This is a genomic window from Clostridia bacterium, assembly GCA_035628995.1.
GTDB lineage: Bacteria > Bacillota > Clostridia > Lutisporales > Lutisporaceae > BRH-c25.
This window is the reverse complement of sequence record DASPIR010000004.1, coordinates 1-26,002: the sequence shown is the minus strand read 5'-3', so window position 1 is coordinate 26,002 and position 26,002 is coordinate 1. Positions and strand designations below refer to the sequence as shown.

General features: G+C 40.7%; 21 protein-coding genes. 19 read left to right on the top strand and 2 right to left on the bottom strand.

The window, feature by feature from the left end:
* Window positions 1-21: 21 nt before the first annotated feature.
* The 6 genes from VEB00_01130 to VEB00_01105 all read left to right on the top strand — a co-directional run bounded on the left by VEB00_01130 (window position 22) and on the right by VEB00_01105 (window position 6,730).
* The gene (locus VEB00_01130) at window positions 22-1,428 is read left to right on the top strand and encodes a hypothetical protein (GenBank protein HYF81620.1); all 1,407 of its coding nucleotides are present in this window, start codon (window positions 22-24) and stop codon (window positions 1,426-1,428) included.
* Between the two features lie 471 nt (window positions 1,429-1,899).
* The gene (locus VEB00_01125) at window positions 1,900-3,081 is read left to right on the top strand and encodes an ABC transporter substrate-binding protein (protein HYF81619.1); all 1,182 of its coding nucleotides are present in this window, start codon (window positions 1,900-1,902) and stop codon (window positions 3,079-3,081) included.
* 200 nt (window positions 3,082-3,281) lie between these two features.
* Window positions 3,282-4,175 carry a branched-chain amino acid ABC transporter permease gene (locus VEB00_01120; GenBank protein HYF81618.1) on the top strand — a complete coding sequence of 298 codons (894 nt, stop codon included), beginning with the start codon at window positions 3,282-3,284 and terminating at the stop codon, window positions 4,173-4,175.
* A gap of 2 nt (window positions 4,176-4,177) precedes the next feature.
* Window positions 4,178-5,218: a branched-chain amino acid ABC transporter permease gene (locus tag VEB00_01115; GenBank protein HYF81617.1), complete on the top strand. Its 1,041-nt coding sequence runs from the start codon at window positions 4,178-4,180 to the stop codon at window positions 5,216-5,218.
* Window positions 5,218-6,024, top strand: coding sequence for an ABC transporter ATP-binding protein (locus VEB00_01110; protein HYF81616.1), 807 nt, complete (start codon window positions 5,218-5,220; stop codon window positions 6,022-6,024). The genes VEB00_01115 and VEB00_01110 overlap by 1 nt, the downstream gene beginning before the upstream one ends.
* The gene (locus tag VEB00_01105) at window positions 6,017-6,730 is read left to right on the top strand and encodes an ABC transporter ATP-binding protein (protein HYF81615.1); all 714 of its coding nucleotides are present in this window, start codon (window positions 6,017-6,019) and stop codon (window positions 6,728-6,730) included. The genes VEB00_01110 and VEB00_01105 overlap by 8 nt, the downstream gene beginning before the upstream one ends.
* A 34-nt stretch (window positions 6,731-6,764) precedes the next feature.
* Here VEB00_01105 and VEB00_01100 read toward each other — a convergent pair whose 3' ends face one another.
* On the bottom strand, window positions 6,765-8,012 hold the full coding sequence (locus VEB00_01100) for a BREX system ATP-binding domain-containing protein (GenBank protein HYF81614.1): 1,248 nt from the start codon (window positions 8,010-8,012) through the stop codon (window positions 6,765-6,767).
* A gap of 576 nt (window positions 8,013-8,588) precedes the next feature.
* On the opposite strand from VEB00_01100, the gene VEB00_01095 reads away from it, so the two are divergent.
* From VEB00_01095 to VEB00_01050, 10 genes are all read left to right on the top strand, one after another.
* Window positions 8,589-10,634 (top strand): transporter substrate-binding domain-containing protein, encoded by a 2,046-nt coding sequence (locus tag VEB00_01095; GenBank protein ID HYF81613.1) that lies wholly within the window; start codon window positions 8,589-8,591, stop codon window positions 10,632-10,634.
* Window positions 10,609-11,973 carry a sigma-54 dependent transcriptional regulator gene (locus VEB00_01090; protein ID HYF81612.1) on the top strand — a complete coding sequence of 455 codons (1,365 nt, stop codon included), beginning with the start codon at window positions 10,609-10,611 and terminating at the stop codon, window positions 11,971-11,973. Before VEB00_01095 ends, VEB00_01090 begins: the two co-directional genes overlap by 26 nt.
* A gap of 179 nt (window positions 11,974-12,152) precedes the next feature.
* Window positions 12,153-13,733 (top strand): ABC transporter substrate-binding protein, encoded by a 1,581-nt coding sequence (locus VEB00_01085; protein ID HYF81611.1) that lies wholly within the window; start codon window positions 12,153-12,155, stop codon window positions 13,731-13,733.
* Window positions 13,734-13,851: 118 nt separating this feature from the next.
* Window positions 13,852-14,781: an ABC transporter permease gene (locus VEB00_01080; protein HYF81610.1), complete on the top strand. Its 930-nt coding sequence runs from the start codon at window positions 13,852-13,854 to the stop codon at window positions 14,779-14,781.
* Window positions 14,782-14,791: 10 nt separating this feature from the next.
* The gene (locus VEB00_01075; protein ID HYF81609.1) at window positions 14,792-15,697 is read left to right on the top strand and encodes an ABC transporter permease; all 906 of its coding nucleotides are present in this window, start codon (window positions 14,792-14,794) and stop codon (window positions 15,695-15,697) included.
* Window positions 15,698-15,709: 12 nt separating this feature from the next.
* The gene (locus VEB00_01070; GenBank protein HYF81608.1) at window positions 15,710-16,711 is read left to right on the top strand and encodes an ABC transporter ATP-binding protein; all 1,002 of its coding nucleotides are present in this window, start codon (window positions 15,710-15,712) and stop codon (window positions 16,709-16,711) included.
* Window positions 16,708-17,667, top strand: coding sequence for an oligopeptide/dipeptide ABC transporter ATP-binding protein (locus VEB00_01065; GenBank protein HYF81607.1), 960 nt, complete (start codon window positions 16,708-16,710; stop codon window positions 17,665-17,667). Before VEB00_01070 ends, VEB00_01065 begins: the two co-directional genes overlap by 4 nt.
* Window positions 17,668-17,728: 61 nt before the next feature.
* Window positions 17,729-18,784 carry an ornithine cyclodeaminase family protein gene (locus tag VEB00_01060; GenBank protein HYF81606.1) on the top strand — a complete coding sequence of 352 codons (1,056 nt, stop codon included), beginning with the start codon at window positions 17,729-17,731 and terminating at the stop codon, window positions 18,782-18,784.
* A 545-nt stretch (window positions 18,785-19,329) separates the two neighbouring features.
* The gene (locus VEB00_01055; GenBank protein HYF81605.1) at window positions 19,330-20,658 is read left to right on the top strand and encodes a Na+/H+ antiporter NhaC family protein; all 1,329 of its coding nucleotides are present in this window, start codon (window positions 19,330-19,332) and stop codon (window positions 20,656-20,658) included.
* A gap of 31 nt (window positions 20,659-20,689) precedes the next feature.
* Entirely contained in the window at window positions 20,690-21,637 is a 948-nt protein-coding gene (locus tag VEB00_01050; protein HYF81604.1) for an AEC family transporter, read from the top strand.
* On the opposite strand, the gene VEB00_01045 is transcribed toward VEB00_01050, so the two are convergent.
* Window positions 21,621-22,055 (bottom strand): response regulator, encoded by a 435-nt coding sequence (locus VEB00_01045; protein HYF81603.1) that lies wholly within the window; start codon window positions 22,053-22,055, stop codon window positions 21,621-21,623. The genes VEB00_01050 and VEB00_01045 overlap by 17 nt on opposite strands.
* Window positions 22,056-22,330: 275 nt before the next feature.
* Here VEB00_01045 and VEB00_01040 point away from each other — a divergent pair, with 275 nt between their 5' ends.
* The 3 genes from VEB00_01040 to VEB00_01030 all read left to right on the top strand — a co-directional run bounded on the left by VEB00_01040 (window position 22,331) and on the right by VEB00_01030 (window position 25,725).
* Window positions 22,331-23,854 (top strand): M1 family metallopeptidase, encoded by a 1,524-nt coding sequence (locus tag VEB00_01040; protein HYF81602.1) that lies wholly within the window; start codon window positions 22,331-22,333, stop codon window positions 23,852-23,854.
* Window positions 23,855-23,924: 70 nt separating this feature from the next.
* Entirely contained in the window at window positions 23,925-24,272 is a 348-nt protein-coding gene (locus tag VEB00_01035; GenBank protein HYF81601.1) for a CBS domain-containing protein, read from the top strand.
* Window positions 24,273-24,429: 157 nt separating this feature from the next.
* Window positions 24,430-25,725 carry a DUF5668 domain-containing protein gene (locus VEB00_01030; GenBank protein HYF81600.1) on the top strand — a complete coding sequence of 432 codons (1,296 nt, stop codon included), beginning with the start codon at window positions 24,430-24,432 and terminating at the stop codon, window positions 25,723-25,725.
* Window positions 25,726-26,002: the final 277 nt, after the last annotated feature.

The window sequence follows — 26,002 nt, the reverse complement described above, 5'->3', positions numbered from 1 at the left end:
TTTTTGGAAGGAGGAGACTCAATGGGAGTTACACTTACCGCTTTACACTGGGCGTACTTGATTTTCATACTGCTGGTAATAGCTTTCATTGTAATGAAAAAGGATACCAGCTTTATCTGCATTGCAGGAATTCTTGTGCTGGGATTCATAGGAACCTCGTCGATTACCCATTCAGTCACCGGTATCTTTAACAGCTTTGCATACGCAATTAAAGAACTTTTAGGTACGATACTTGTAATATCAATCATTTTCGGTATGAGCAAAGTATTGATGAAAACAGGTATCAATGAGGCAATGGTATATCCTTTTACCAAGCTGATACGCACTCCCACACTGGCTTATTGGGTGATAGGCATACTTATGATGGTAATATCCTGGTTCTTCTGGCCATCCCCGGCTGTTGCATTAATGGGAGCGGTGCTTCTGCCTGTTGCACTTAAAGCAAAGCTTCCTGCACTTGGTGTCGCAGTGGCAATGAACCTTTTTGGACATGGAATTGCATTATCAGGTGATTTCATAATCCAGGGAGCACCCAAAATCACTGCCGATGGAGCAGGAATACCAGTAGGAGACGTAGTTGCCGCAAGTATACCGTTGGTATTTATAATGGGTGCAGTTACTACTATAGTTGCCTTCTGGATGCTGAAAAGGGATATGAAATCTGGAGTATTAAAGGTTGAAGAAATTGATAGTACAAAAACATTGGTGGAAATTGATGATGATATAAAAGCGATGAAAAATATGGCACCATCAATCAGGAAAGCTCTTGCAACTTTGGTACCGTTACTTTTTGCATTGGATATAGTGATAATGTTCATTGCAAAGCTTCAGGGAGGGGATGCTACAGCTCTGATTGGCGGAACCTCAATTCTGATATTGATAATAATATCCTTCTTTGCGTACAAGGAGGATCCTCTTGGAAGAATCACACAACACCTTATAGAAGGGCTGCAGTTCGGCTTCAAGGTATTTGGCCCGGTTATACCTATAGCAGCATTTTTCTACCTGGGGGATTCAGCTATAATTGATATTTTTGGCAAAGTACTGCCGGAAGGGTCAAATGGACTTGTAAATGATCTTGGCGTGGCTCTGGCTGGAATTGTACCACTGAACCAGGGAGTCGGAGCAGCTACAGCTACTATAGTAGGCGCTATAACAGGCCTTGACGGTTCAGGCTTCTCGGGTATATCCCTCGTAGGCTCAATAGCTAAGCTGTTCTCGATAGCTATAGGCTCTGGAGTGGCTACACTTACAGCATTGGGGCAGATTGCCGCTATCTGGGTGGGTGGAGGAACTCTGATACCTTGGGCTGTCATACCTGCAGCAGCAATATGCGGGGTAGACCCCTTCGAGCTGGCGCGACGTAATCTAAAGCCTGTGATTATAGGGCTTATAGTAACCACAATAGCCGCTATGTTCTTAATGTAAGAATAGCATTATAAAGCCGCAATTCAATTTGCGGCTTTATTTTTTATAGGGTGATATTAGGTGAGCACGTCTGATAATTCTGATAGTGTATATGTTTAAAATAGTTTGACTATCAGAAGATTATATTATATTATTTGTATAAGGACTGTAGAAATAAGAAAAAGTGCATTATGTAGATAATAATTACAGCCTATACGCAGTATTGATTTTATTTTATTTTATGAGTGTGAAAATTCGATTTGTGCTATTATGAGTGATTCTAAGCCGCAGGTTATCTCCCAAGGGGTATACTGTTACTTAGTTTTTTTTATTCAATTAATTATAATAAAGCTTTCACTGCATCATAAAATATGCTAAAGTGTAGAAACTATAGGAGGTGATTGGAGGAATAAAATGTCTTACATAAATTTGTTAGCTCGATGGGGAAGGGCTATGAAATGATTAGTCTTTAAAATGAGAAGGAGGAATAGTATGAAAAAGGTGTTATCCTTAACTTTAATAGTTGTAATGGCATTGTCCCTGGTGCTTACAGGATGTGCTAAACCAGCTCCAACTCCAGGTGGAGAACCTGCTGCTCCAGCATCAGACGTTATAAAGTTAGGTGTATTTGAGCCATTAACAGGCGCGAATGCTGCAGGCGGAGAGCTTGAATTAGAAGGTATTAAGCTTGCCAACAAATTATATCCTGAAGTACTTGGCAAGAAGATTGAACTAGTTATAGTTGACAACAAGTCAGACAAAGTTGAGGCAGCTACAGCTGCAGCAAGATTGGTTGAAAAAGAAAAGGTTTCTGCAATAATTGGAAGCTGGGGAAGCTCACTTTCAATGGCAGCTGGTGATATTGTAAAAAATGCAAAGGTTCCTGCAATGGGAACATCTTGCACAAATACTCTCGTTACACAGGGTAACGAATTCTACTTCAGGGTTTGCTTCATAGACCCATTCCAGGGAGTAGTTATGTCAAACTATGCTTTCAATAAGCTTGGTGCTAAGAAAGCAGCTATAATACAGGAAGTATCAAATGACTACGCTGTAGGACTTGCAAAGTACTTTACAGATAATTTCAAGAAGCTTACTGGTGATGAAAATGCTATAGCTGCAGTTGCTAACTATAATACAGGCGACCAGGATTTCACAGCACAGCTTACAAACATAAAAGCACAGAATCCTGATGTAATATTTGCTCCTGGTAACTTCACAGAATCCGCGCTTGTTATAAAACAAGCCAGACAGCTCGGAATAAAGACTCCATTTATCGGTGGAGATACTTGGGAAACTCCTGAATTCATAGAAATCGGTGCAGATTCTGTTGAAGGTGCTGTACTCTCAACATTCTTCGCAACAGAAAAGCCGATAACTACAGAATCAACAAAATTCCTTGATGCTTACAGGGCTGAATATCCAGGGAAAGAGCCGGCAGCAGTTACAGCTCTTGCATATGATGCTTACCTTATACTAGTAAAGGCTATTGAAGCAGCAGGATCAGCTGATTCCGTGAAGATTCAGCAAGCATTGCTTGCTACAAAGGACTTCCAGGGTGCAGCAGGTGTTGTAAACTTTGATGAAAACAGAAATGCTATAAAGAGCGCTGTTATTAAAGTAGTTAAAGACGGAAAGTTCACATTCATGGATGTAGTAGAACCAATCAAATAAATTATAAATAAATGAATTAACCTTCCCCATATATATAAAAATAAAGAGTATATAAAATACATTTCCTCCCTTAGGGGAGGAAGTGTATTTTATGACAATTTTTTAACTAATTATGGCTACTGAGGAAGTTTCTTTTGTAGCTGTGGTTTCAAAATGAAACAGGCGGCGAGAGCCGACACTTTTACTTAGGTGGTGTATATATGGCATTAGATATGTTCTTACAGCATTTAGCTAACGGAATATCCCTAGGAAGCCTTTATGCCCTCATTGCCATAGGGTATACAATGGTTTATGGTATTTTGAGGCTGATAAACTTCGCACATGGGGATATATTCATGATGGCAGTTTATTTTGCTTTCTTCGGAGTTGCGACCTTTGGATTGCCGTGGTACGTATCATTCATATTGGCGATAGCTCTGACAGGAGTCCTGGGTATTACTGTTGAAACTTTGGCTTATAGGCCGATAAGGGAAGCTCCACGAATCTCAATTCTTATTTCTGCTATAGGTGCTTCTTACCTCTTGGAGAACCTGGCTATAGTAATGTTCGGAGGAAGGCCAAAGACGTTCCCACAGATAGCTATGTTCACTGACATGGTGCAGATAGGAAACGTGCGTATCCAGTTGCTTACTTTCATGATTCCGGTTGTTACATTAGTACTTCTATTCGCACTTATGTATTTGATTAATAAGACGAAAAGCGGTATGGCAATGAGAGCTGTATCAAAGGACGTTGAGACTGCAAGGATAATGGGCATTGATGTAAATAGAACAATCTCATTTACCTTCGGAATAGGCTCCTTACTGGCAGCTGTTGGAGGTATAATGTGGGGACTTAAGTTCCCGAGCATATTGCCCCTAATGGGTGTAATGCCAGGGATTAAATGCTTTATTGCAGCAGTAATTGGCGGTATTGGAAACATTCAAGGCGCTGTAATTGGCGGGTTTATACTCGGGGTAGGCGAAATCCTTCTGGTAGCATTTCTTCCAGAGCTTTCTGGTTACAGAGATGCCTTCGCTTTTATACTGCTTATTGTAATACTCCTCTTTAGGCCTACTGGCATAATGGGAGAGAAAATATCGGAGAAGGTGTAACTATGAAGAGGAATACTATTTTAACAATAGCCGCCATAATTGTATTGGGTATATCATTATACATAGCTAATAACGCTTTAGACTCATATGTATTGCGAATATTAAACCTTTGCGCAATCTATACAGTACTTGGTCTCAGTATGAACCTTATAAATGGTTTCACAGGATTGTTCTCCTTGGGACACGCGGGCTTTATGGCTGTGGGCGCTTATGTAACAGCACTGCTCACCATGTCCATCCCAACCAAGCAGATGAACTTCTTCTTGGCACCGATGATATCACCACTAGATAAGATTGTATGGCCTTTTCTGCCGTCACTTATACTAGCGGGGGTACTTTCTGCAATTGTAGCCTACATAATAGGTGCACCGGTATTGAGACTCAAGGGAGATTACCTTGCCATAGCCACTCTAGGTTTTGCTGAAATAATAAGAGTAATATTTACAAACACACAGAGGATTACCAATGGGGCATTGGGGCTCAAGGGAATTCCGTCAAGTACAAATCTGTGGTGGACCTTTGGAACAGCCTTGTTCACCATTTTCATAATGGTTTCACTTATAAACAGCAGTTATGGAAGAGCTTTCAAAGCAATAAGAGAGGATGAAATCGCTGCAGAGAGCATGGGAATTAGCTTGTACAAGCATAAAGTGCTTTCCTTTGCCATAGGAGCTTTCTTCGCAGGTGTAGGAGGCGGCTTGCTTGGTAGTCTTATAGGTGCTGTTGACCCTTTGATGTTTAGATTCTTCCTGACCTTCAATATACTTCTTATAATAGTGCTTGGAGGAATGGGCAGCATCACAGGTACAGTCATATCAGCATTCGTGATCACTATAGCACAAGAAGTTCTTAGATTCCTGGATGAGCCTATGTTCCCATCAATACCTGCTCTTCCTGGATTAAGAATGGTTGTATTCTCTGCGCTTCTGATGATAGTCGTACTGTTCTTCAGGCATGGGCTTATGGGCACGCGAGAATTCAGCTGGGATAAGCTTTTAGGAGTTTTTTCAAAGAAGCCTCTTGCAAAAGGAGGTACTAAATAATGAATTTATTGAGAACAGATAATATTACGATGCAATTTGGTGGTTTGACTGCTGTAAAGGAATTCAGCCTTGAGCTTAACAAAGGCGAGATAGTGGCTCTAATCGGACCAAACGGCGCTGGCAAGACGACAGCCTTTAACATGATTACAGGCGTTTATAATCCGACTAAAGGGAAAGTATTATTTAACGAAAAAAGTATTGTTGAAGGAAAAGAAGCATTTAAGGAGAAGGATATTACAGGTCTCAGGCCTGACCAGATAACAGGATTGGGTATTGCTAGAACGTTCCAGAATATAAGACTATTTAAAGATCTAAGTGTTCTTGATAATGTACTAATAGCTAACCATCTTCGTATCAACTCCAATGTTTTCGAGGCAATATTCAAGCTTCCAAGATATAAGAGGGAAGAAAAACAGATGATTGAAAGATCTATGAACCTCCTGGAGAAGGTTGGCCTGGCAGATAACAGGGATGAAAAGTCCAGCTCACTTCCATATGGACAGCAGAGAAGGTTGGAAATAGCAAGAGCTCTTGCCACTAATCCACAAATACTTCTTCTTGATGAGCCGGCAGCAGGAATGAATCCTAAAGAGACTGACGATTTGACGGCGTTTATAAAGCGGATAAGGGATGAATTCGATTTAACAGTATTCATGATTGAGCATCATATGCAGGTTGTAATGGGCATATCAAAGAGGATTTATGTTCTGGACTACGGAATCACAATTGCAAAAGGAAGCCCCTATGAGATCCAGAATAATCAAAGAGTAATAGAAGCTTATCTGGGGGTGGATGAAGATGCTTAAGATTGACAATTTGGTTGTTGCTTACGGAGGTATTGAGGCTTTAAAGGGGATAAGTCTTGAGGTTCAGGAAGGCAAAATAATATCACTTATAGGCGCAAATGGTGCAGGTAAGAGTACAACACTTCGAGCCATAATGGGGCTAGTCAAACCTAAACAAGGCACAATAAGCTATTTTGACAAGAACCTGCTTAATATGAAAACACAGGAAATGGTAAAAAGCGGAATTGCATTGGTTCCTGAGGGAAGAAGAGTTTTCGCCAACCTATCAGTACTGGAAAACCTTAAAATTGGAGCTTTCGCAAGAGACGATGAAAAGGGAATTAAGGAAGATATGGAGTGGGTATACACTCTGTTTCCAAGACTGAAGGAACGTACCTGGCAGTTGTCCGGTACCCTATCCGGCGGCGAGCAGCAGATGCTTGCGGTTGGAAGGGCGCTGATGTCAAGACCTAAGCTTATGATGATGGATGAGCCGTCCTTAGGACTTGCACCGCTCATAGTAAAAGATATATTCAGCATCATAAAACAAGTAAACAAACAGGGGGTTACAATTCTCCTTATTGAGCAGAATGCGAACGCTGCTCTCCATATTGCCGATACAGGCTATGTTATGGAGACTGGACGCATCATACTTAAGGGAACTGGTGCAGAACTGCTTGCAAATCCTGAAGTCAAGAAAGCATACCTTGGAGATGCAGCACATTAAAAACACAATAAAGGCTGGGTTTATAACCCAGCCTTTATCCTTTTTGACTATTATTTATATACACTTCAGTGTCGCCTTTTCTCACTGCTTTTAGCTCTGAGGTGAACACCTTGTTCTCAGGGTGCTGCTCCATAATGTCAAGCACCTCAATGAGCTTGGTCAGGTATTCTCTGATACTCAGCTCTGATATTTTTGCTCCGAACTTCTTGCAGGATATGAAGGTCCAGCTTCTAATTGATTCATTGCTGGTCTTGGGCTCGAAATTGTACAACTGCTTATATATTTCAATTACTCTGTCTGTAAGCTCCTGAAACTCTTCAACACTTAGCTTCTGAAGCCTTATTATGGGCTGCCTGACATCATACAAGGCAGAGTTGGACTTGTCTATGGCATCTCCAAGCCTTTGAGACAGAGCTTCATAAGTCTTAACGCCCTTTTCTGGGTTTTCAAAGAAATCATTGGTTGCAGCAAAAACAAACATGCAGCTGCCTAATTCTCCTGAGCAGCATATGTCAACCATGCTTCTCAGATTCTCATAGGAAACCCTTCGGATATCCACTCTCTCGCTCATTATCAGTTCAAGCTCATCTATAAGTATTATAAGACCGCTGTAACCTAATAGCTTAATGAGTTCAACGAAGGTCTTTAGAAAATCTATGGAATTAAGCCTGTCAACACTGCCAATCACATCAAATTTTGCTTTCAGGTTCGCAGGTATATTCCGTTCACCCATGAGCCAGGAAGCGACTGCATCTGAAAGAGGCCTGTCCTTATCTACCCGGGCTTTTATGTATGCAAGAAAAGCTCTCGCAAAAGACATGTTGTATTTGTTCAGAGCGGATATAACTGTGTTAATTTCAAGTGCCGCCTTGCTTCTGTCCGGTTCGTCCTGAAGCTTCGAAATCCAAAGGTCAAAAATACTTTCAAAGCTTGTCACGGACTTTCCGGTAACATTAAGAGTAAGGTTATGCATAACATGGTAATACAGATGCTCAAGGTTATTGAACCTGAAACCCCTATCCACTTGTATTTTTGATACGATAAAGTTATTCTTAACTGCATTTTGCTTTATCACATTTATAAGAAAAGACTTTCCTGAGCCATATTCTCCATTCAGGAATTTTACAGTACCACTGCCATCCGCAGTAATTTCAAAGCACCTTGCAAACTCCAGGATTTCCCTTTCCCTGCCTACACATAGGAATTCAAGGTCTTCATCGGGGACAACGCCATTTTTTAGTGCATTGATTATTTGCCTTGCCTTTTGTGTAGTGAGATCCATACAATTGCTCCCCCCCGAGTTTTTTTAGGTACATTATTTAAGTTCGACACAAGGGGATAATATCCTTCTGATAAATTCCATTAGCAAATGGAAGGGTTACATGTAACACTGAGGACATTGAAAGTGAATATACCTGTGCCAAACTCATTTTAAAGCTGATGATAATGAAAAATTTGTTGGTAACAAGCTGCTTTAGGACAATAATAATTCACGAATAGCGAATAATGAGTCGAGCGTCGTAAATCGTTGAATTATATGATATACTCAAACATGTATTAATAACTATTAACTACTTGAATTTCGTATAAACTCCCAAATCCAGTAACGGATTGAGAACCTTACTAGTGTATGTGCTAGGAAGCAAGGGTGAGTTAACATATACATTGCTTTATACCAATATAAACTAGGTTAAGATATCAGCTCTAAAGTAATGTCATGGCTTTTATAAAAGCTAACAAAAAAGCTGCTTGAGGCGTTAGAAGAGCTTGATTATGTCCAATTGTATTTCCTAGTTTACCCAGTTTTTACGGGTTTGTTTATACAAAACTTAGGTAGCTAGTCAGATGGGGAAGAATTATGTTGAGAAGACGATTAAATTTGATATTAGCGTTAATATTTTTATGCACATGTCAATTCCTATTCATGGCATCAATAACTCATGCGGAGCGTGAGACCCTTCGTGTTGCATTCAATTCTAACGTAATACCCTATCATTTCGTTGATGAAGACGGCAGTTATCGAGGTATGCATATTGATATGATGAATTGGATCGCCGACCAAAAGGATTTACAGATTGTTTACGTTCCATATGAGACCAACGACGAGTGCCTTAATGCGCTTAATAGCAGTGCAGTAGACATAATTCTTGGTCATAAGACAAATGACAGAGCAGCGACAGGGATGCAATACACGGGTGAGCTGTCTTCTTCCTCATTATGTTTGGTTGTGCCCAATGAGCTTGCCGGGACTTTGAAAAACACAACAAATTATCGAACATACAGTGCTGTAATTGAATATGGTTCTGCCGCAAATTCGTATATGGCGAAAATGGGTATTCAGCGATATCTAGCTCAAGGCAATCAGGTTTCGGTGTTTGAAACACTGATTGGTGGACAAGCTGATATGGCGTTAGCGGTATACGATTGCTATAAATATATGCTTAACGAAGCCGGACTAAAGGATGAGTATACTATATTGCGCAGTTACATTTCCCCTGTCAGCTATGCTATGCTGGTTCGCCAGACTGACATGGCTCTTTTTAATCTGTTGGACTCCAGCCTGACCGAAATGCGTGCAAGTGGCAGCTATGAGAGTATATACAAGCAGTGGCTGGTAGAAGATGACAGCATTATAGATCCGAAGTTCATGCGAAAGATCATTATTATTGCCATTTGGATAGCTTGTGGAATAGCAATAATAATCTTATTTAGCTTTATTATAAACAGTATGCTCAAAAGGAAAGTAGCAGAAAAAACCAAGGAACTGTATAATGCGAATGTAGAGTTGGATAGGCGTATGATACAGATTCAAAGCGATAGTCGCATCCGCTATGGAATGATTGAGTATGCACCAAGTGGAATGGTATCCTTTGATACAGATTATCGTATTACATTGGTAAACCATGCTGCACTACAGATCGGTGGTGTAAGGGATAGTTGTGTGGGCAGCGATGTGCGAGCACTGAACGTTTTTGGTGATATACTAAAGAATATCAAATATGATATTTTTTCTCTCAAAAGCTATGGTGAAAAAGTCAGTCATCCTGTCACCATGGAGTTGGGTGATGCAGAAAACAAGCGAAGCTATCGTTATAACATTTATCGTTCCCGAGATGAAAGTGGTATAAATAGCATATTATTGACTGCTGAGGATGTGACTAGCGAAGAGCGTGAGAAACAGGAGTTGTTTGATCTGCAAAAAAACCGTTCTCTCAATCGCTTGGTAGCTGGTATAGCGCATGAGATAAAAAATCCGCTTATGGCTATTCGTACAGCAGCTTCTTTGCTTAAAACCCAGGGAAATGATCCCGAAGTGCAGGAGGCCTTCGTCAGATTCGTACCTAACGAAGTGGATCGCATTAATCAATTGGTAGAAGGGTTGATTAACTATGCGCGGCCTGTAAAAGGCGAAAGGGAGATAGTCAGTCTTGCTGCTGTCATAAGGGAATGCCAATATTTAACCAATATTGCAGCAAAATATGACAACATATGTTTTACGGTTGATTTGGACGATTCGGTAGTGATCCACGTCAACCGCGACAGGATAAAGCAATCCTTGATAAATATCATTATGAATAGTATTGAATCAATGGAGAAAAAAATTAAAAGTGAACCAAACATGTCATTATTGATGACCATTAGTGTGCATAAGGATACAAAATTTGCTTGGGCATGTATACATGATGAGGGTGTGGGGATGAGCGAAGCCGATATAAAACGATGTACGGAGCCATTTTTTACTACAAAAACTGCAGGTACTGGACTGGGCCTTGCACTGGTACAGCAGTTTATGTTAGAAAATGATGGAATACTGGACATACAAAGTAAATTTGGTTGCCATACCGAGATAATGTTGAAATTCCGGAGGTGCGATGAGGATGAAACGCAGGATACTGATAATTGATGATGAGTTGAGCACGTGTACATTACTCTCTTTGACATTACGGCAGGATTACGATGTCAGATACGCTACGACAGCACCGGACGGACTTGCCATGATTGAACGTGAAAGCTTTGATTTGGTACTGCTTGATTTGATAATAGGAAATGATGATGGTGTGCAAGTGCTAAGACAAATCAAGGAATATGATGAAAGCATAGCGGTCATCATAATGACTGCATTTGGTAGCATTAAAACTTCAGTTGATGCAATGAAAAAGGGCGCCTTCACATACCTATCCAAACCGTTGGATGTTGAAGAAATACGCGTGTTTATTGAACAAGCGTTGGCTGTGCGCCGTCTGAATGATGATGTGGGTTTTCTCTCCAGCGAACTTAAGCTGAGCTTTCAGTATCAAGAGATGATAGGTAAGAGCCAGCGTATGCAGCAGGTATATGGCCTGATAGAAAAGCTGAAGAACGTAGATAGCAATGTTACCATTACAGGCGAGAGCGGAACCGGAAAAGAGTTGGCAGCTCGTGCTATACATTTTTCTGGCAAGCGCAGTGGAGAACGATTTGTGGTTATCAATTGCGCTGCCATACCCGAGAATCTGCTGGAAGAAGAACTCTTTGGCCATAAGCGTGGTACTTTTACAGGCGCTACACAAGATAAAAAAGGGAAATTTGAGATTGCCGATCATGGCACGGTATTCCTTGATGAGATTGGCGATATGCCGTTGGGACTGCAAAGCAAATTGCTTCGTGTAATACAGCAGAAGGAATTCACTGCGTTGGGCAGCACTGATGTTCGAAAGGTAGATGTTCGAATAATTGCTGCTACTAATCGAAATCTTGTGGATATGATGCGTGAAGGAAAATTTCGAGGGGATTTATATTATCGTTTGAGTGTAATGAATATTCACATGCCCGAGTTACGCGAGCGTAAGGAAGACATACCGTTGCTGTGTAATCATTTTATCAAACAGTTCAACCGTGAGCAAAATAAGGCTGTGCAGCGAATTTCTTCTGAGGCAGAGAAACTATTGCTTGCATACGACTATCCAGGAAACATTCGACAACTTGCTAACATATTAGAATACGCAATGATTCTTTCCAATGCTGAGGAGATAGGTATAGAGAATCTTCCATTGGAAGTGCAAAACAGATGGCTTCCCACAGCACTACAATATACAGGGGCAAGTTTGAAAGATATGCTGACAGGTATGTCGATCAAAGAAATAGAACGCATAGCAATCGAAGCGGCACTTGACAAAAATAGAGGACGTCGTGATTTGACAGCCAAAGAATTAGGCATAAGTGTGCGCGGTTTGCAAAACAAGATTAACGAATATGGAATATAAGATATTAAAAATATAATTCTTTATAGAAACGGCAATTATTGCGTACCATATGCAAATATTGCCGTTCTTTTATTCTGATTGTATCTGATGTCCGCAAAAAGCTCCAGAAATCAACGTATTATAGGATTGGCATGAATATTGCTCTATATACTATTAAACATTTACAGGGAGGTATAAGAATGAAGAACAAGAGAATTCTAGCACTCATCCTATGCGTTTGCATGATTATTACCAGCATGACAGGTTGTTCCGGTTCGGCTACTACTGAAGAAAAGACAGGCGCCGGTGTATCAGGTGAGGCAGCAACTGTGGTTGAGAACGAAAATACTGTTTATAAGAAGACAATTACTATTGCCCCTGCACTTGACTTCACCAGCATGGATGTTCAGAATGAGTCCGGCGGCACTGCCAAAAGCGTTTATATGCTCGTGTTCAATACTCTTGTCGAGTATGATACGATGAACGCTAAATATATTCCGGGACTTGCAGAATCTTGGGAACAAATTTCCGACACTGTTTGGGAATTTAAGCTTCGTCAAGGAGTCAAGTTTCATAATGGCATCGAGTTTACTGCCGAGGATGTAAAATTTACTATTGAGCGTGGATTGGAACAGACGGCTTCCAAGTCAAAGTTTTCCTCAATAAAAGAGGTCGCTGTTATTGATGACCACAAAGTTCAGCTCAAGCTTTCCGCTGCAGATAATGACTTGGTTTACAAACTCTGTGAACCGAATACGGTTATGCTTTGTGCGGATGCATTTGAGACTCTTGACGAAAATGAAGCAATCAAGGTCGGTACCGGTCCATACATGTATAATGAGTGGGTTCAGGGAGATTACCTTTCCTTGGTTAGATTCAAAGATTACTGGGAAGGTGCTAGAAAGACTGAGGAGATTCTCGTCAGATATATTCCTGAGGCAGCTTCACGTCTGATTGCATTGCAGACAGGAGAAATCGACCTGTGTATTGATCCTCCTGCAGTTGACCTGCATTATGTTGCGGAGGATAAGAAACTTGTCCTGTGGCAGATTCCCAGCACCAATATTCGTCATATATTCATGAACCTCAAAGTTGAGCCGTTTAACAACAAACTTGTCCGCCAGGCTGTTGCACATGCGATCAACAGAGAAGACCTGGTAGCATTGGTTTATGAGGGTAATGCAACCCCCGCTTACAATATCATGCATCCCTCAAGTGAATTCACTGTAGATGTGGATTACTATGAGTATGATATTGAGAAAGCCAAGGCGTTACTGGCTGAGGCCGGTTATCCTGATGGTTTCAAAACAACCATTTATTCCTCTTCTGGTACTGTCCAGAAGGCTGTTGATAGTGTAATTCAGGCACAGCTTGGTGAGATCGGTATAGAAGTTGAGATTCAAGCACTTGAAACAGCGACCTTTAATGCAGGAGTAGCTCCTGGAGGAACCTATCCCATAGCAGTTGATGGTTGGGGAGGCCATACAGTCGGCCCGGATAATGCACTGCGTAATCCCTTCCATTCTGATGGCAGCATCAACAGAAGTAACATAAAGGATAAAAAAATTGATGAACTGCTAGAGACTGCAATTTCCACTAGCAATTATGAAGAACGCACAAAAATGTATGCAGAACTGCAAACATACATTATGAATAATGCCAACTGGATCCCCCTTGCAGTTGAGCAGATAAATGTTGGCATGAAGTCTACTATGCAGGGGTTTGAACAACCTCATGGACTGTTCCATCATTGGCGTAATCTCTATATAGTAGAAAAGTAATCTTCATCCAACATGAAGCAGTTTGCACCGTTGAATCTGTTTTACATCGCGGTGCAAACTGTATTTTGGTTAATAATTAAACTTTACCCTAATATCCATAGAACCAAGGAGGTCATGAATGTCAAAGTATGTTATAAAACGATTGTTATTATTGATTCCTATTATGCTCGCAGTATCATTTATTGTGTTTTTTATCGTTGATCTTGCTCCGGGAGATGTTGTAGATATCATTTCAGGTACAGAAATGGCTGATGCTGATAAAGAAGAAATGCGTGAGGAAATGGGGCTTAGCGGCCCGCTAATCCTTAGATACTTTAAATATATGACGGGATTAGTTCAAGGGGATTTGGGAATATCTTATGTCACCAATAGGGATGTTTTCGATGTGTATATGATGCGTTTGCCCGCAACGCTGCAACTTGCTACGGCGGGTACTGTGGTTGCGTTATTAATAGCTATTCCGCTGGGAATCACTGCCGCTGTTCATCAAAATTCATGGCGAGACAGTGGCAGCATGGTCCTTGGTCTTCTTGGTTTGTCAGTACCAACTTTTTGGCTTGGTCTATTGTTGATTATTGTTTTCTCGCTTAAATTAGGCTGGTTTCCATCAATTGGAAACGATACGCCCTTAAGCATAATATTACCTGCAATTACGGTTGGTTCAGGTCAAGCTGCGCTGACAATGCGTACTACGCGTTCTTCAATGCTTGAGGTAATCCGTCAGGACTATTTGCGTACGGCCCGGGCAAAGGGTGTAAGTGAAAATATTGTAATCCGTAAGCATGCTTTCAAAAACGCCCTTATTCCGATTTTGACTGTAATTGGCACTCAATTTGGCGTTGCACTTGGCGGTGCTGTTATGACTGAGACAGTATTCGCATGGCCGGGTATCGGACGACTTATCGTTGATTCTATTAATAACCGCGATACCCAAATGGTTACAGGTGCAATAATTTTAACTACAATGCTTTCTAGTGTTGTGATTCTGCTGATTGACCTCGCCTACGCATTTGCTGATCCCCGTATCAAAGCAAGATATACGAAGTGAGGTGTGTATTATGGAAAAATCTAAGGTAGTTTCCGTATTAGGTGTAACTGCAACTAAAAAGTATAAAAAGCTCAGTCAAATTGCAGAGATATGGCACAACTTTAAGAAAAACAAGGGTGCTGTTCTTGGTTTGATTGTACTTGGTGTAATTACTGTCATAGCGATTGTAGCTAATTTTGCAATCGATTATGATACACAGATTGTTCGTCAGGTTGTATCTGAACGTTTGCAGAATCCCTCGTGGAATCATCCATTTGGAACAGATCAGTATGGTCGTGATATATTTTTGCGTATTCTTTATGGCGCAAGATATTCATTGTCTATCGGTATTGTAGCTGTAATGGTATCGTTGGCGATTGGTGGTGTATTGGGTATTATTTCAGGCTATTTCGGCGGTTTCCTCGAGAGTATAATTATGAGATTATGTGATGTGTTTTCTTCAATTCCTGCGTTATTGCTTGCTATCTGTATTTCAACGGCATTCGGTGCTAGCACATTTGTGCTGATGATTGCGGTCGGAATAGTTAGCGTTCCGGCATTTGCACGTGTGGCACGTGCCGCCGTCATGACTGTGCGCGATAACGAATATATCGAAGCTGCCCGTGCAGCAGGTGCAACTAGAATGCGAATCATGTTCACTCATATCCTTCCTAACTCTTTGGCACCCATCATGGTACAGGTTACCATGCGTGTCGGTTCTGCCATTATCACTGCTTCATCATTGAGCTTTCTTGGTCTTGGCATTCCTGCTCCGGCGCCTGAATGGGGCAGCATGCTTGCAGAAGGCAGATCGTTCATACGTGATTATAGCTATATGACCATGTTTCCAGGTATTGCTATCGTAATCACAGTACTATCGATTAATTTGATTGGTGATGGTCTGCGTGATGCAATGGATCCAAAACTAAAGAGATAGAAAGGACTTATTATGAAAGATAAAAATTTGATTCTCAATATTGAAAATCTTGTTGTACATTATGAAACCGAAAACGGTACAGTAAAGGCGGTAAACGGTATCGATTTAAAACTGGAGAAAAAGCGTGCTATCGGTTTGGTTGGCGAAACAGGTGCAGGCAAAACGACTTCTGCACTTGCAATACTTCGTCTTGTTCCTGACCCTCCAGGCGTCATTAAGAGTGGAATAATTGAGCTCGATGGTGAAAATATTCTTGAGAAGAATATTAAAGAATTGGAAAAGATTCGAGGGAAAGATATCTCGATGATCTTCCAGGATCCGATGACGGCGCTGAATCCTGTTTTCACGGTGGGTGAGCAGATTGCAGAAAGTATTATACTTCATGAGAATGTATCCAGTTCAGAAGCAAATGAGAGCGCAAAGGAAATGTTGGAGATGGTTGGTATCCCTGGCCATCGCGCAAACGATTATCCGCATCAGTTTTCAGGTGGAATGAAACAGCGTGTAGTTATTGCAATAGCTCTTGCATGCCATACCAAGCTACTGATTGCAGATGAACCTACTAGCGCGTTAGACGTAACGATACAGGCGCAGGTGCTGGAGCTTATGAATAACCTTAAGGAAAAATATCAGACTTCTCTTATAATGATAACTCATGATTTGGGTATTGTAGCAGAAGTTTGCGATGAGGTTGCGGTCATGTATGCCGGCAGGATTGTTGAAAAGGGCACGCTCAAGGATGTATTTAATATGACGAAGCATCCTTATACTGAAGGTTTATTTAATTCTTTGCCAAATGTAAACGATCGCAAAGCAAAACTGCTGCCTATACCGGGCTCCATGCCTGATCCCACTAATCTATCCATCGGATGTTCATTTTCACCCAGATGCCCCTATGTTACTGATAAATGTCATGAGCAGAAGCCTGATCCCATATGGATTAGCGATACGCATATGGTGGAATGTTCTGCTTATGACGATCCTGCATTCCACATTGTGAGGAGGGAAAGATAGTGGCAAAAAATTTGGTTGAAGTAAAAAATTTAAAAAAGTATTTTAATACATCCCGTGGCATGCTCCATGCGGTGGATGGTGTGAGTTTTGCTATTGAAGAAGGCAAAACACTTGGCGTAGTTGGTGAATCCGGATGTGGAAAATCTACAACTGGCAGAACTATACTTCGTCTTATTGAGCCATCCTCCGGTGAAGTATATTTTAATGGGCGTAATGTGCTGAAATATAATGAGTCTGAACTTCGGAAGGCAAGAAAGGATATGCAGATTATTTTTCAAGATCCATTCTCTTCGCTGGATCCTCGAAAGACGGTAAACCAAATTATCAGTGAGCCTATTATAATTCATAATCTCATACCCAATAAGAAAGACAGAGAAAATCGCGTTCTGGAGTTGATGGAGACAGTTGGTCTTGCAGAGAGGCTCATTAACACATATCCCCACGAGTTGGACGGCGGACGCAGGCAACGTATAGGCATTGCACGTGCGCTTGCAGTAAATCCAAAATTTATAGTATGTGATGAGCCAGTTTCTGCACTGGATGTTTCCATACAGGCACAGATACTCAACTTGCTCAAAGAATTGCAGGAAAAGCTAAGCCTTACATATATGTTTATTACACATGACCTTTCCGTGGTTAATCATTTCTCGGATCATATTGCGGTCATGTATTTGGGGAAACTTGTGGAGAAGGCACCTGCGGAAGAATTATTTGCACATCCGCTGCATCCGTATACGGTGGCGTTGCTTTCTGCTATCCCTGTACCAGATCTAAGCGAAAGGAAGAAGCGTATCATTCTGAAGGGCGAGGTAACCTCTCCCATCAACATGCCGGAAGAGTGCAGATTTGCCAAACGCTGTCTATACACATGCGACGCTTGTAAGGATCATACGCCGGAGTTGCGAGAGGTATATCCCAATCACTTTGTGGCTTGCGAGTTTCCACTGGGGGTGTAAGAAGGATTATGCTGATATTAATAAATGGAGAAATTGTATACGAAAGGAAATGAAGAATAAAATGAATAATAAAGCAATCAAATTTACCTATCTGTCACAAGAGGAACTGGTTGAAGCCGGTGCATTTAATATGAAAATGGCTATTGAAGCGTTGCAGCAAGGATTACTGAAATTTAAAGGCAACCGTATCCTTTTTCCGGAAAAAATAGTCCAGATATTCAACCAGGAAACACAGGAACGAATCAATTGCCTTCCTGCTACGCTCTTGGATGAGCAAATCTGCGGTGTTAAGTGGGTATCCTGCTTCCCTCCTAACCCTATTAGGTTTGGAACACAGAATCTGTCTGCAATATTTGTACTTTCAAATATAATTAATGGCTATCCCGTCTGTGTAATGGATGGTACGCTGTGCTCTAACATGCGTGTTGCAGCGATGGGAGCAACAGCAGCTGATAAGCTGGCCAGAAAAGATGTGGAGAGTATTGGATTCATTGGTGCCGGTGAGCAAGCAAAGATGCATCTGCTGGGTATGAAATCTATTCGTCCAGGTTTGAAGATTTGCAAGGTTGCCTCTAAATATCCTGCAGAGGAGCAGGATTTTATTTCCAGCTTGCAGAAGATATTCCCCGATATGAAATTTGTTGCCTGTGATACGGTAATGGAAAAGGCTGTTCGTGATTCTGATATTATAGTTACAGCAACCAGCGCACAAGCACCGTTGCTCAAGGCAGACTGGATCAAAAAGGGTGCATTCTACAGCCATATTGGAGGTTGGGAAGACGAATACAAAGTGGTGCAAATGGCAGACAAGATCGTATGTGACGATTGGGATACTGTAAAGCATCGTACACAGACCGTAAGCCTCTGCTATAAGGATGGTATTATTAAAGATGAAGATATCTATGGCAACATAGTTGATATTTTAGATGGAACAAAGCCTGGTAGGGAAAATGATGATGAATTCATCTATTTTGATGCTGTCGGTTTAGCGTATGTTGATGTTTCCATTGCATATGCAATGTATAAGCATGCCATAGATCAAGGTTTTGGGAAAGAGTTAGCACTGCAGGAATGCATGATCTTTGATAAGGATCTGGCAGGCAAGATAATATTCTGATCTATTTATCTATTCAGACAAGCTTCACCTATATTTATGTAATTCTAATTTGCCGGAATTGTTCTGTTTTATATTTGGAATGGGACGATTCTGGCAATTATTTTATTACATTGCAAGCAGTCTATCGGTCAACAGCAGTATTCTGCTCGCAGATGAGCCTACCTCAAACTTGGATATACAAGGAATAGAGCTTACGAATAAAGAATATAAGAGAGTAATAGCTTAATTAAGATGGTTGGAGGTCAAATAGTTAAATTGTCTATGGAAAAGGGCAAGATATTGGAATATAATTATATATAGTTATGCTTAATGTGTCTCTCTACAGGAAGAAATTCTAATTCTGCAGAGACACAACGTCAATATTGAACGCACAGAAGTATCCCTATTGGGTATAGTGCGGATTCAATAACAACTAAGGAAACATTTACGCTCCATTGAAATAAAGAATGAAAATGTTTTACGCGAAATGTATTGGAGGTGCATTTTCAACACTTGAATAGATTTGAATTTGTTGTGTTGAAAAGCACGAGCTTGGGGGTAATAGCTTGGATGTAATAGTTGCACTTGTTGGTACTTTTATACTTCTCATGCTCAGTGTTTACAAGGGGATAAACATCTTTTATCCCCTTTTTGCTGGGCTGATAGTATTTATTGTAATTGCATATAAAAGAGGCTTTAAGCTGAAAGAGCTTATGCATATGGTTTTAAAAGGCTCGAGAAAGTCATTGATCATAATTAATATTCTTTTGCTTATAGGTGCTATTACCGGTATATGGAGAGCTTCCGGAACTGTTGCATATGTGGTGCACTATGGCATAAAGCTTATGAATCCGAACTTATTCATACTGTATGCTTTCATACTGTGCAGCATAGTATCCTTTCTCCTGGGAACCTCCTTTGGGACTGTCGGTACAATAGGTATAATTCTCATGGTAATGGTTAAGGGCGGGGATATAAATATCAATATTGTAGCCGGAGCAATTATCTCTGGCGCTTATTTCGGTGACAGATGCTCACCCATGTCCTCCAGCGCAAATCTGGTGGCTACCATCACGGATACCAACTTATACATAAATATTAAAAACATGTTCAAGACCTCTGTGATTCCTTATATAGCATCCATCATTATCTATGGGGTATTGTCGTTCAAGAACCCCCTGCACCTTGGAGAGAGCCAGATAAGTGCTGAAATTATGAAGAGCTTTAGCCTTAGTTGGATTGTAATATTACCGGCATTGATAATATTGGTACTTGCGGCTTTCAGAGTGGATGTGAAGCTTTCCATGCTGGTGAGCATTGCAAGTGGAATTGTAATAGCTTTTTTGATTCAGAAGGAGTCAATCGTTGATATATTAAGATATATGGTAATGGGCTACAGCATGCCGGGGCAAAGCCTTCTGGGAGATATAATAAAGGGCGGCGGTATTGTTTCAATGGTGAAGGTTACGCTTATTATACTTGTTTCCTTTGCATTGTCAGGAGTATTTGAGGGGACATCACTGCTTAAGGATGTTGAGAAACGGATATTCAGCCTGGGAGGAAAGATTGGGATATTTGCGGCTATGATTGTAACCAGCATAATGGCAGGATCTTTCGGCTGCAGCCAAACTCTTGCTATCATGCTGACATATCAGCTGGTGAGGAATATGTATGATTCTGCAGGTATAGATAAATATGAACTGGCGGTGGACCTTGAGGATACGGTAATAGTGATATCGGCGCTGGTTCCATGGAATATTGCAGGGGCGGTGCCAGCAGCTGCACTGACTGCAGATAACAGTTATATTATATACTCATACTATTTGTACTTGCTGCCGTTAGCCGGACTTATCATTAAAAGGATCAAATTTTCAGGAAGGACTAGAACTATTTAGGTTGCTTACGAACTTCAAGGGGGAAAAGGCGATGGATATTGTATTGAATGCACTGCAAAGTGTATTGAGCATAGTTGTTATGATTGTCCTGGGGTACTACCTTACCCGCAAGGGCTTGTTCGATGAAGGCGTTTCAAAGCTTTTCACCAAGCTGGTAGTTAATGTATCGCTGCCTGCCTTGATGGTTTCTAACCTGCTGACGGTTTTTGACCGTGAAAAGCTTTATAGTGCCGGGAAAGGAATAATAATACCTTTTGCTTCGATGCTCATCTGCTATGTGGCTGCAATGGCGGTAGCCAGACTAATAAATGTAAAGCCTGAGAGAAAGGGTATTTTTCAGGCAATGTTTTTCGCTTCCAATACGATATTCATGGGAATGCCTGTTAACCTGGCGCTTTTTGGCGAGAAAAGTACGCCCTATGTGCTGTTTTACTATGCAGCGAATACAACTCTATTCTGGACTATTGGGATATATGGCATCAGCAAGGATAAAAAAGGGTGCGAGGACAGGATTTTCAGCATGAATACAGTGAAGAGAATTTTCGCTCCACCACTCTTGGGATTTTTAGTGGGATTGGCGCTGGTAATATTGGGAGTCCAGCTACCAAGCTTCATAATGGATAGCTGTAAATATATTGGTAACCTGACGACTCCGTTATCACTACTTTTCATAGGGATTACCTTTAGCACTATAAACATTAAAGATATAAAGCTTGATAAGGATATGCTGACTTTGCTCTTGGGGAGGTTTGTATTGTCACCTTTGGTGGTGTATGCTCTGGCACTTGTGATACCGATTCCAAGCCTGATGACCAAGGTGTTCATCATACAATCGGCTATGCCGGTTATCGCGCAATCTGCAATTGCTGCCCGGGCTTATGATGTTGATTATCGTTATGCTACAGTCATGGTTACGATATCTACGGTTTTAAGCATATTGTTCATCCCTGTGTATATGATACTCATGAGTGGAATATAGGTTGTGAGTTCAAGACTTTATATATTTTGTCTATTATCTCCCTGCTTACCGGCTCATTTATTTTGAGTACCTGGTTTGCCACACCGATTACTTTTTCTACAGTAAATGGTTTAAGAACATAATTTTCAGCACCGCACTGCATTGCTTCCAATATTATCTTGTTGTTGCTGGTACAGCTGACTATAACAATCTTGGCGTTGGGAAACTCACCTATTATTTTCTTAAGGGCATCAACCCCGTTCATAAAAGGCATTGTTATATCCAAAGTCACTAAATCGGGCAGGTGCCTTTTATATTCCAAATATGCTTGAGCACCGTTTGAAGCTTCTGCAATAATTGTATGCCCAGCTTCAGAAAGGATTGTTTTCAGGTTTCTTCTCATAATAAGTGAATCATCAACAATTAAAATTCGAGCCATTAGACCCTCCTAATATTTCATACCCATAAAATACCAGTTATTCTACCACCTATAAATTATAGTTTTGATTGAAGAATTTTACAACTGGTTTTTTGAAAATATTCTAAAAACTATAATAAAATCTAGGAAGGGCATAAGTACAAACTGTGATTTAATAAATAATTAAAGCAGGATAAAATAAATAAGAGGACTAACGGCAATTTCTGTGGAATACTAAAGGCATCTCTGCTATAGTAATAACAATTTGAGTATATTAACAAAGAAAGGTGATTTTATTGATTCGAAGAGTGAGGTTAATAAGTGCTTATATTCTGATTATTGCGGTGCTTGCATCAACAGTTGGAGGCTGTTCCTTAAGGCAACAGGCGGCTCCCACAGTGCCAATGCCTGCCAATTTACCTGTACAGACTGAAACGGATATAAACCAGTATGATATTGATGCTGTACTTGATCCAACCAATATGACTTTGACAGCAGAACAGCAGGTAACGTATGTTAATAACGACAGCGTGGAGCTTACAGAACTATACTTCCACATATATACCAATGCATTTAAAAAGAAAGAAACAGCTCCCTTCCTATTTGATGACTTTTCTAGAGCCTACTCAAGAGGTTTCAAGCCTGGGTACTCAGAGATTGCCTCTGTTGAGCTTTCAAATGGGCAGAATAGAAAAGCGTTGGAATTCAGCCTTCAGGGTGAAGGGGAAACAATACTCAAGGTCAAGCTTTCGGAGCCTTTGCAGGCTAAAAAAATTATAACTCTGGGGCTAAAATACAAGGTCATAATTCCTCCTGCCGGAGAAAGGTTCGGCTATGGGGAAACCAATATAAATATGGGAAATTGGTATCCGGTAGCGGCTGTATATGATGCTGATGGCTGGAACCTGGATAAGTACTATTCTGTGGGGGACCCATTTTATAGTGATTCAGCAAATTATTCTGTAAGAATAAAAGCACCAAAGGGGTACATAATAGCAAGCTCCGGCTCTATAATGGAGGAGAAGAAGGAGGGAGACTATGTGAGCTGGAAGTTCGATGCCAAGAATATGAGGGATTTTGCATTTATTGCCAGTGACAAGTTTCAAATAGCTGAAGACAAGGCAGGAGACACCTTGGTGAAGTCATATTATTACAAAGGACATGAGAAGAAGGGAAAGGAAGCCTTGGACTACGGAACAAGATCTATTGAAGTCTTCAACAGCAACTTCGGCAAATATCCCTATCCGACTTACTCGGTGGTGGAAACTGAGTTTCCCAGCGGTATGGAATATCCAGGCCTCGTATATATAAACGAAAGATATTATGAGAATGATTACGATGGTGATAACCTCCAGAGTACTACAGTTCACGAGACAGCCCATCAGTGGTGGTATGGAGTTGTAGGAAATGACCAGATAGAAGAAGCCTGGCTGGATGAAGGCTTTGCAACATACTCGGAGGGTGTCTTCACTGAGAAGGAGTATGGCAGAGGCAATGGTGATATGTTCTATGCTTATTTGGATGAAGCTGCAAAGGAAGATATCGATGCAAAGGTATATGATGGCGTTATACTTAAGTCTTTAGACAGATATGCCAATTGGGATGATTACGGTCCTGCAGTCTATACCGGGGGAGCTGCGCTTTTGAATGAAATCCGCAGAGAGGCAGGAGACGAGACCTTCTTCAGAATTATGCAAACCTACTATAAGGAGTATGCCTTTAAAAATGCAACTACTGAGGATTTCCTGAGAGTTTGCGAGCAAGTAAGCGGCAAGGAGTTTGATGATCTCTTCAATAAGCGCCTTAGCAGCGCCAAATAAATATATTTATGAAAAAACAGCTAGTATATGGTAAAGTGATATTAACTATATGCTGATTGGAGGGATATTAATGTATGTTTCTAACCGCATGACACCTAACCCTGTAACTGTTTCATCCATGACATCTGCAAGGAAGGCACTGGACATCATGCAGGAGAAAAGGTTTTCCAACATACCGGTTGTTGATAACGAAGGTACTAGAATATACATTGTACTCCCTGATTTTATCGGACAGATGGCTAAGATAGCCAACATAGTAAAAAATCATGGTATATCAATAGATGCAATGAGCTTATTTGACTCGAGGGTTGTAAAGGCAAAGCAAATGGTAATGAAAGTAAATGCAAAGGATGCCAAGACCCTTATAGAAGACTTGACCCACGCAGGCATAGATGTACGAGATGCAAGCAATTATTAATTAATTCGGATAAAGCTTAAAAATTAGGAGCGGATAGCTAATCTATCTGCTCCTTTCTCTTTGAAGTAAAAATTATATTTCAAAAGTCTAAACAAACATAAGACTTTTTTATACAGTATCCGTAGTATATTATAGAAAATGGATTGGAGGGACCAAAATGATAAAGAAGAAAGTGGGCAGCATAACCCTTGCTGTGGGGCTTATCACTGTGGGCGTACTGCTGTTTGCACAGAATTTTATTGATATTCCTGTGAAGGACATATATAGATACTGGCCTGTATTGCTCATAGGACTTGGCTTGGAAATGGTGCTTTATATGGTGCTTTACGGCAGGAGCAATACTGAGGTTAAGCTTAGTGTGGATGGTTTGTGCATAGTCTTTATAATAGTTCTCGGACTTGTTTCAAATGGAGTAAAATTTATTAACATCGATAACCCGGGGCATATGTTTTTCGGATATCGCGGGAATTCGATAATTGACGGCGTCAGGTATAGGACAGAAATTAGCGAGACGTATGCAAAGGATAATATCTCGAGCAGCTTCAACTTGAAAGAGCTTAAATTAGCAAACGATTTCGGAGATATTAAGGTACTCCCGACTGATGCAAAAAGCATAAGAGTGGAAGCAAAGGTTACAGTAAGGTGCAATGATGAAGGCAAAGCAAGAGAATATGCCAGGAATGCAATTGAAATAAAAGAGGGAGAAGTCACAGAGCTTTCTCCAAAGAACCCAGCCAACTGGGATAAGGATGATTTTGCAAAAGCACAGGTTGATTTTACTGTATATGTACCAAAGCAGGTAAGCGTTAATGCAGACAGCAGCTTTGGAGACATAAAAGTAGAAGGCGTAGACGGGAAATGCGTGCTGGAAAACAAAAATGGTGGAATAAAAGCTTCAGATATAGGAGGAGATGTGGATATTGACAATTCCTTCGGAGATATCGAAGTAAGCAATGTAGAGGGTAAGGCGGATATAACCAATCAGAATGGTGAAATAACAGCAGGCAAGATTTCCGGTTCTGCAGTAATTGAAAGCCACTTTGGGGATATTGAAGCAGTTGATATAGGCGGAGATATAAAAATAACTAACAACAACGGGCGTATAACTGCTAGTGATATAAGCGGCAAAGCTGATCTGAGCAATGCTTTTGGAGATATTAACCTGGATAATGTCAAAGGCGGTGCCACAGTTGAGAGCAAGAACGGAAGAATAGAAGCGGAAGATGTAGCGGGCAATGTACAGATGAAGAATTCCTTTGGAGATATATATTTCAAATCAGCGAGTATTAACGATGGAGACATATATGCCAAGACAAAATTCGGAAACATTGATTGCGAAAAACCACTGCAGCTTAACAAGGAAGGCCAGGATACAGTTGCACAGGGCAAGCTGGGCACTGGACAGAACAGGATTGAACTTACAACAAACAATGGAAATATAGATATAGAATAAGGCTTAATTGAGCCTTTATTCTTTTTTATGGTTGTGGTAAATTATTCATAAGTTATATGATTTGCTAAAACATATAATATAAATGATGCGTCTTAAGCAACGGGGAACGGGTACCACGGTTTTCCTTCGGAAAAACACTGAAATCCACTAAACACACGGTGGGAAAAAATATTCTGAAACATAAGTAATAATCGATAAAGAGTAAGTATCAAAACTCTCTAATGTCGCTATATATTATATAAAATTAACCGTGCAATTCCGTAGGAATCCGTGGAAC

Bases quoted from the DNA above. Each gene is read 5' to 3' on its own strand.
- VEB00_01130 (HYF81620.1), top strand. From the start codon at position 22: ATGGGAGTTACACTTACCGCTTTACACTGGGCGTACTTGATTTTCATA.
- VEB00_01125 (HYF81619.1), top strand. From the start codon at position 1,900: ATGAAAAAGGTGTTATCCTTAACTTTAATAGTTGTAATGGCATTGTCC.
- VEB00_01120 (HYF81618.1), top strand. From the start codon at position 3,282: ATGGCATTAGATATGTTCTTACAGCATTTAGCTAACGGAATATCCCTA.
- VEB00_01115 (HYF81617.1), top strand. From the start codon at position 4,178: ATGAAGAGGAATACTATTTTAACAATAGCCGCCATAATTGTATTGGGT.
- VEB00_01110 (HYF81616.1), top strand. From the start codon at position 5,218: ATGAATTTATTGAGAACAGATAATATTACGATGCAATTTGGTGGTTTG.
- VEB00_01105 (HYF81615.1), top strand. From the start codon at position 6,017: ATGCTTAAGATTGACAATTTGGTTGTTGCTTACGGAGGTATTGAGGCT.
- VEB00_01100 (HYF81614.1), bottom strand. From the start codon at position 8,012: ATGGATCTCACTACACAAAAGGCAAGGCAAATAATCAATGCACTAAAA.
- VEB00_01095 (HYF81613.1), top strand. From the start codon at position 8,589: ATGTTGAGAAGACGATTAAATTTGATATTAGCGTTAATATTTTTATGC.
- VEB00_01090 (HYF81612.1), top strand. From the start codon at position 10,609: ATGAAACGCAGGATACTGATAATTGATGATGAGTTGAGCACGTGTACA.
- VEB00_01085 (HYF81611.1), top strand. From the start codon at position 12,153: ATGAAGAACAAGAGAATTCTAGCACTCATCCTATGCGTTTGCATGATT.
- VEB00_01080 (HYF81610.1), top strand. From the start codon at position 13,852: ATGTCAAAGTATGTTATAAAACGATTGTTATTATTGATTCCTATTATG.
- VEB00_01075 (HYF81609.1), top strand. From the start codon at position 14,792: ATGGAAAAATCTAAGGTAGTTTCCGTATTAGGTGTAACTGCAACTAAA.
- VEB00_01070 (HYF81608.1), top strand. From the start codon at position 15,710: ATGAAAGATAAAAATTTGATTCTCAATATTGAAAATCTTGTTGTACAT.
- VEB00_01060 (HYF81606.1), top strand. From the start codon at position 17,729: ATGAATAATAAAGCAATCAAATTTACCTATCTGTCACAAGAGGAACTG.
- VEB00_01050 (HYF81604.1), top strand. From the start codon at position 20,690: ATGGATATTGTATTGAATGCACTGCAAAGTGTATTGAGCATAGTTGTT.
- VEB00_01045 (HYF81603.1), bottom strand. From the start codon at position 22,055: ATGGCTCGAATTTTAATTGTTGATGATTCACTTATTATGAGAAGAAAC.
- VEB00_01035 (HYF81601.1), top strand. From the start codon at position 23,925: ATGTATGTTTCTAACCGCATGACACCTAACCCTGTAACTGTTTCATCC.
- VEB00_01030 (HYF81600.1), top strand. From the start codon at position 24,430: ATGATAAAGAAGAAAGTGGGCAGCATAACCCTTGCTGTGGGGCTTATC.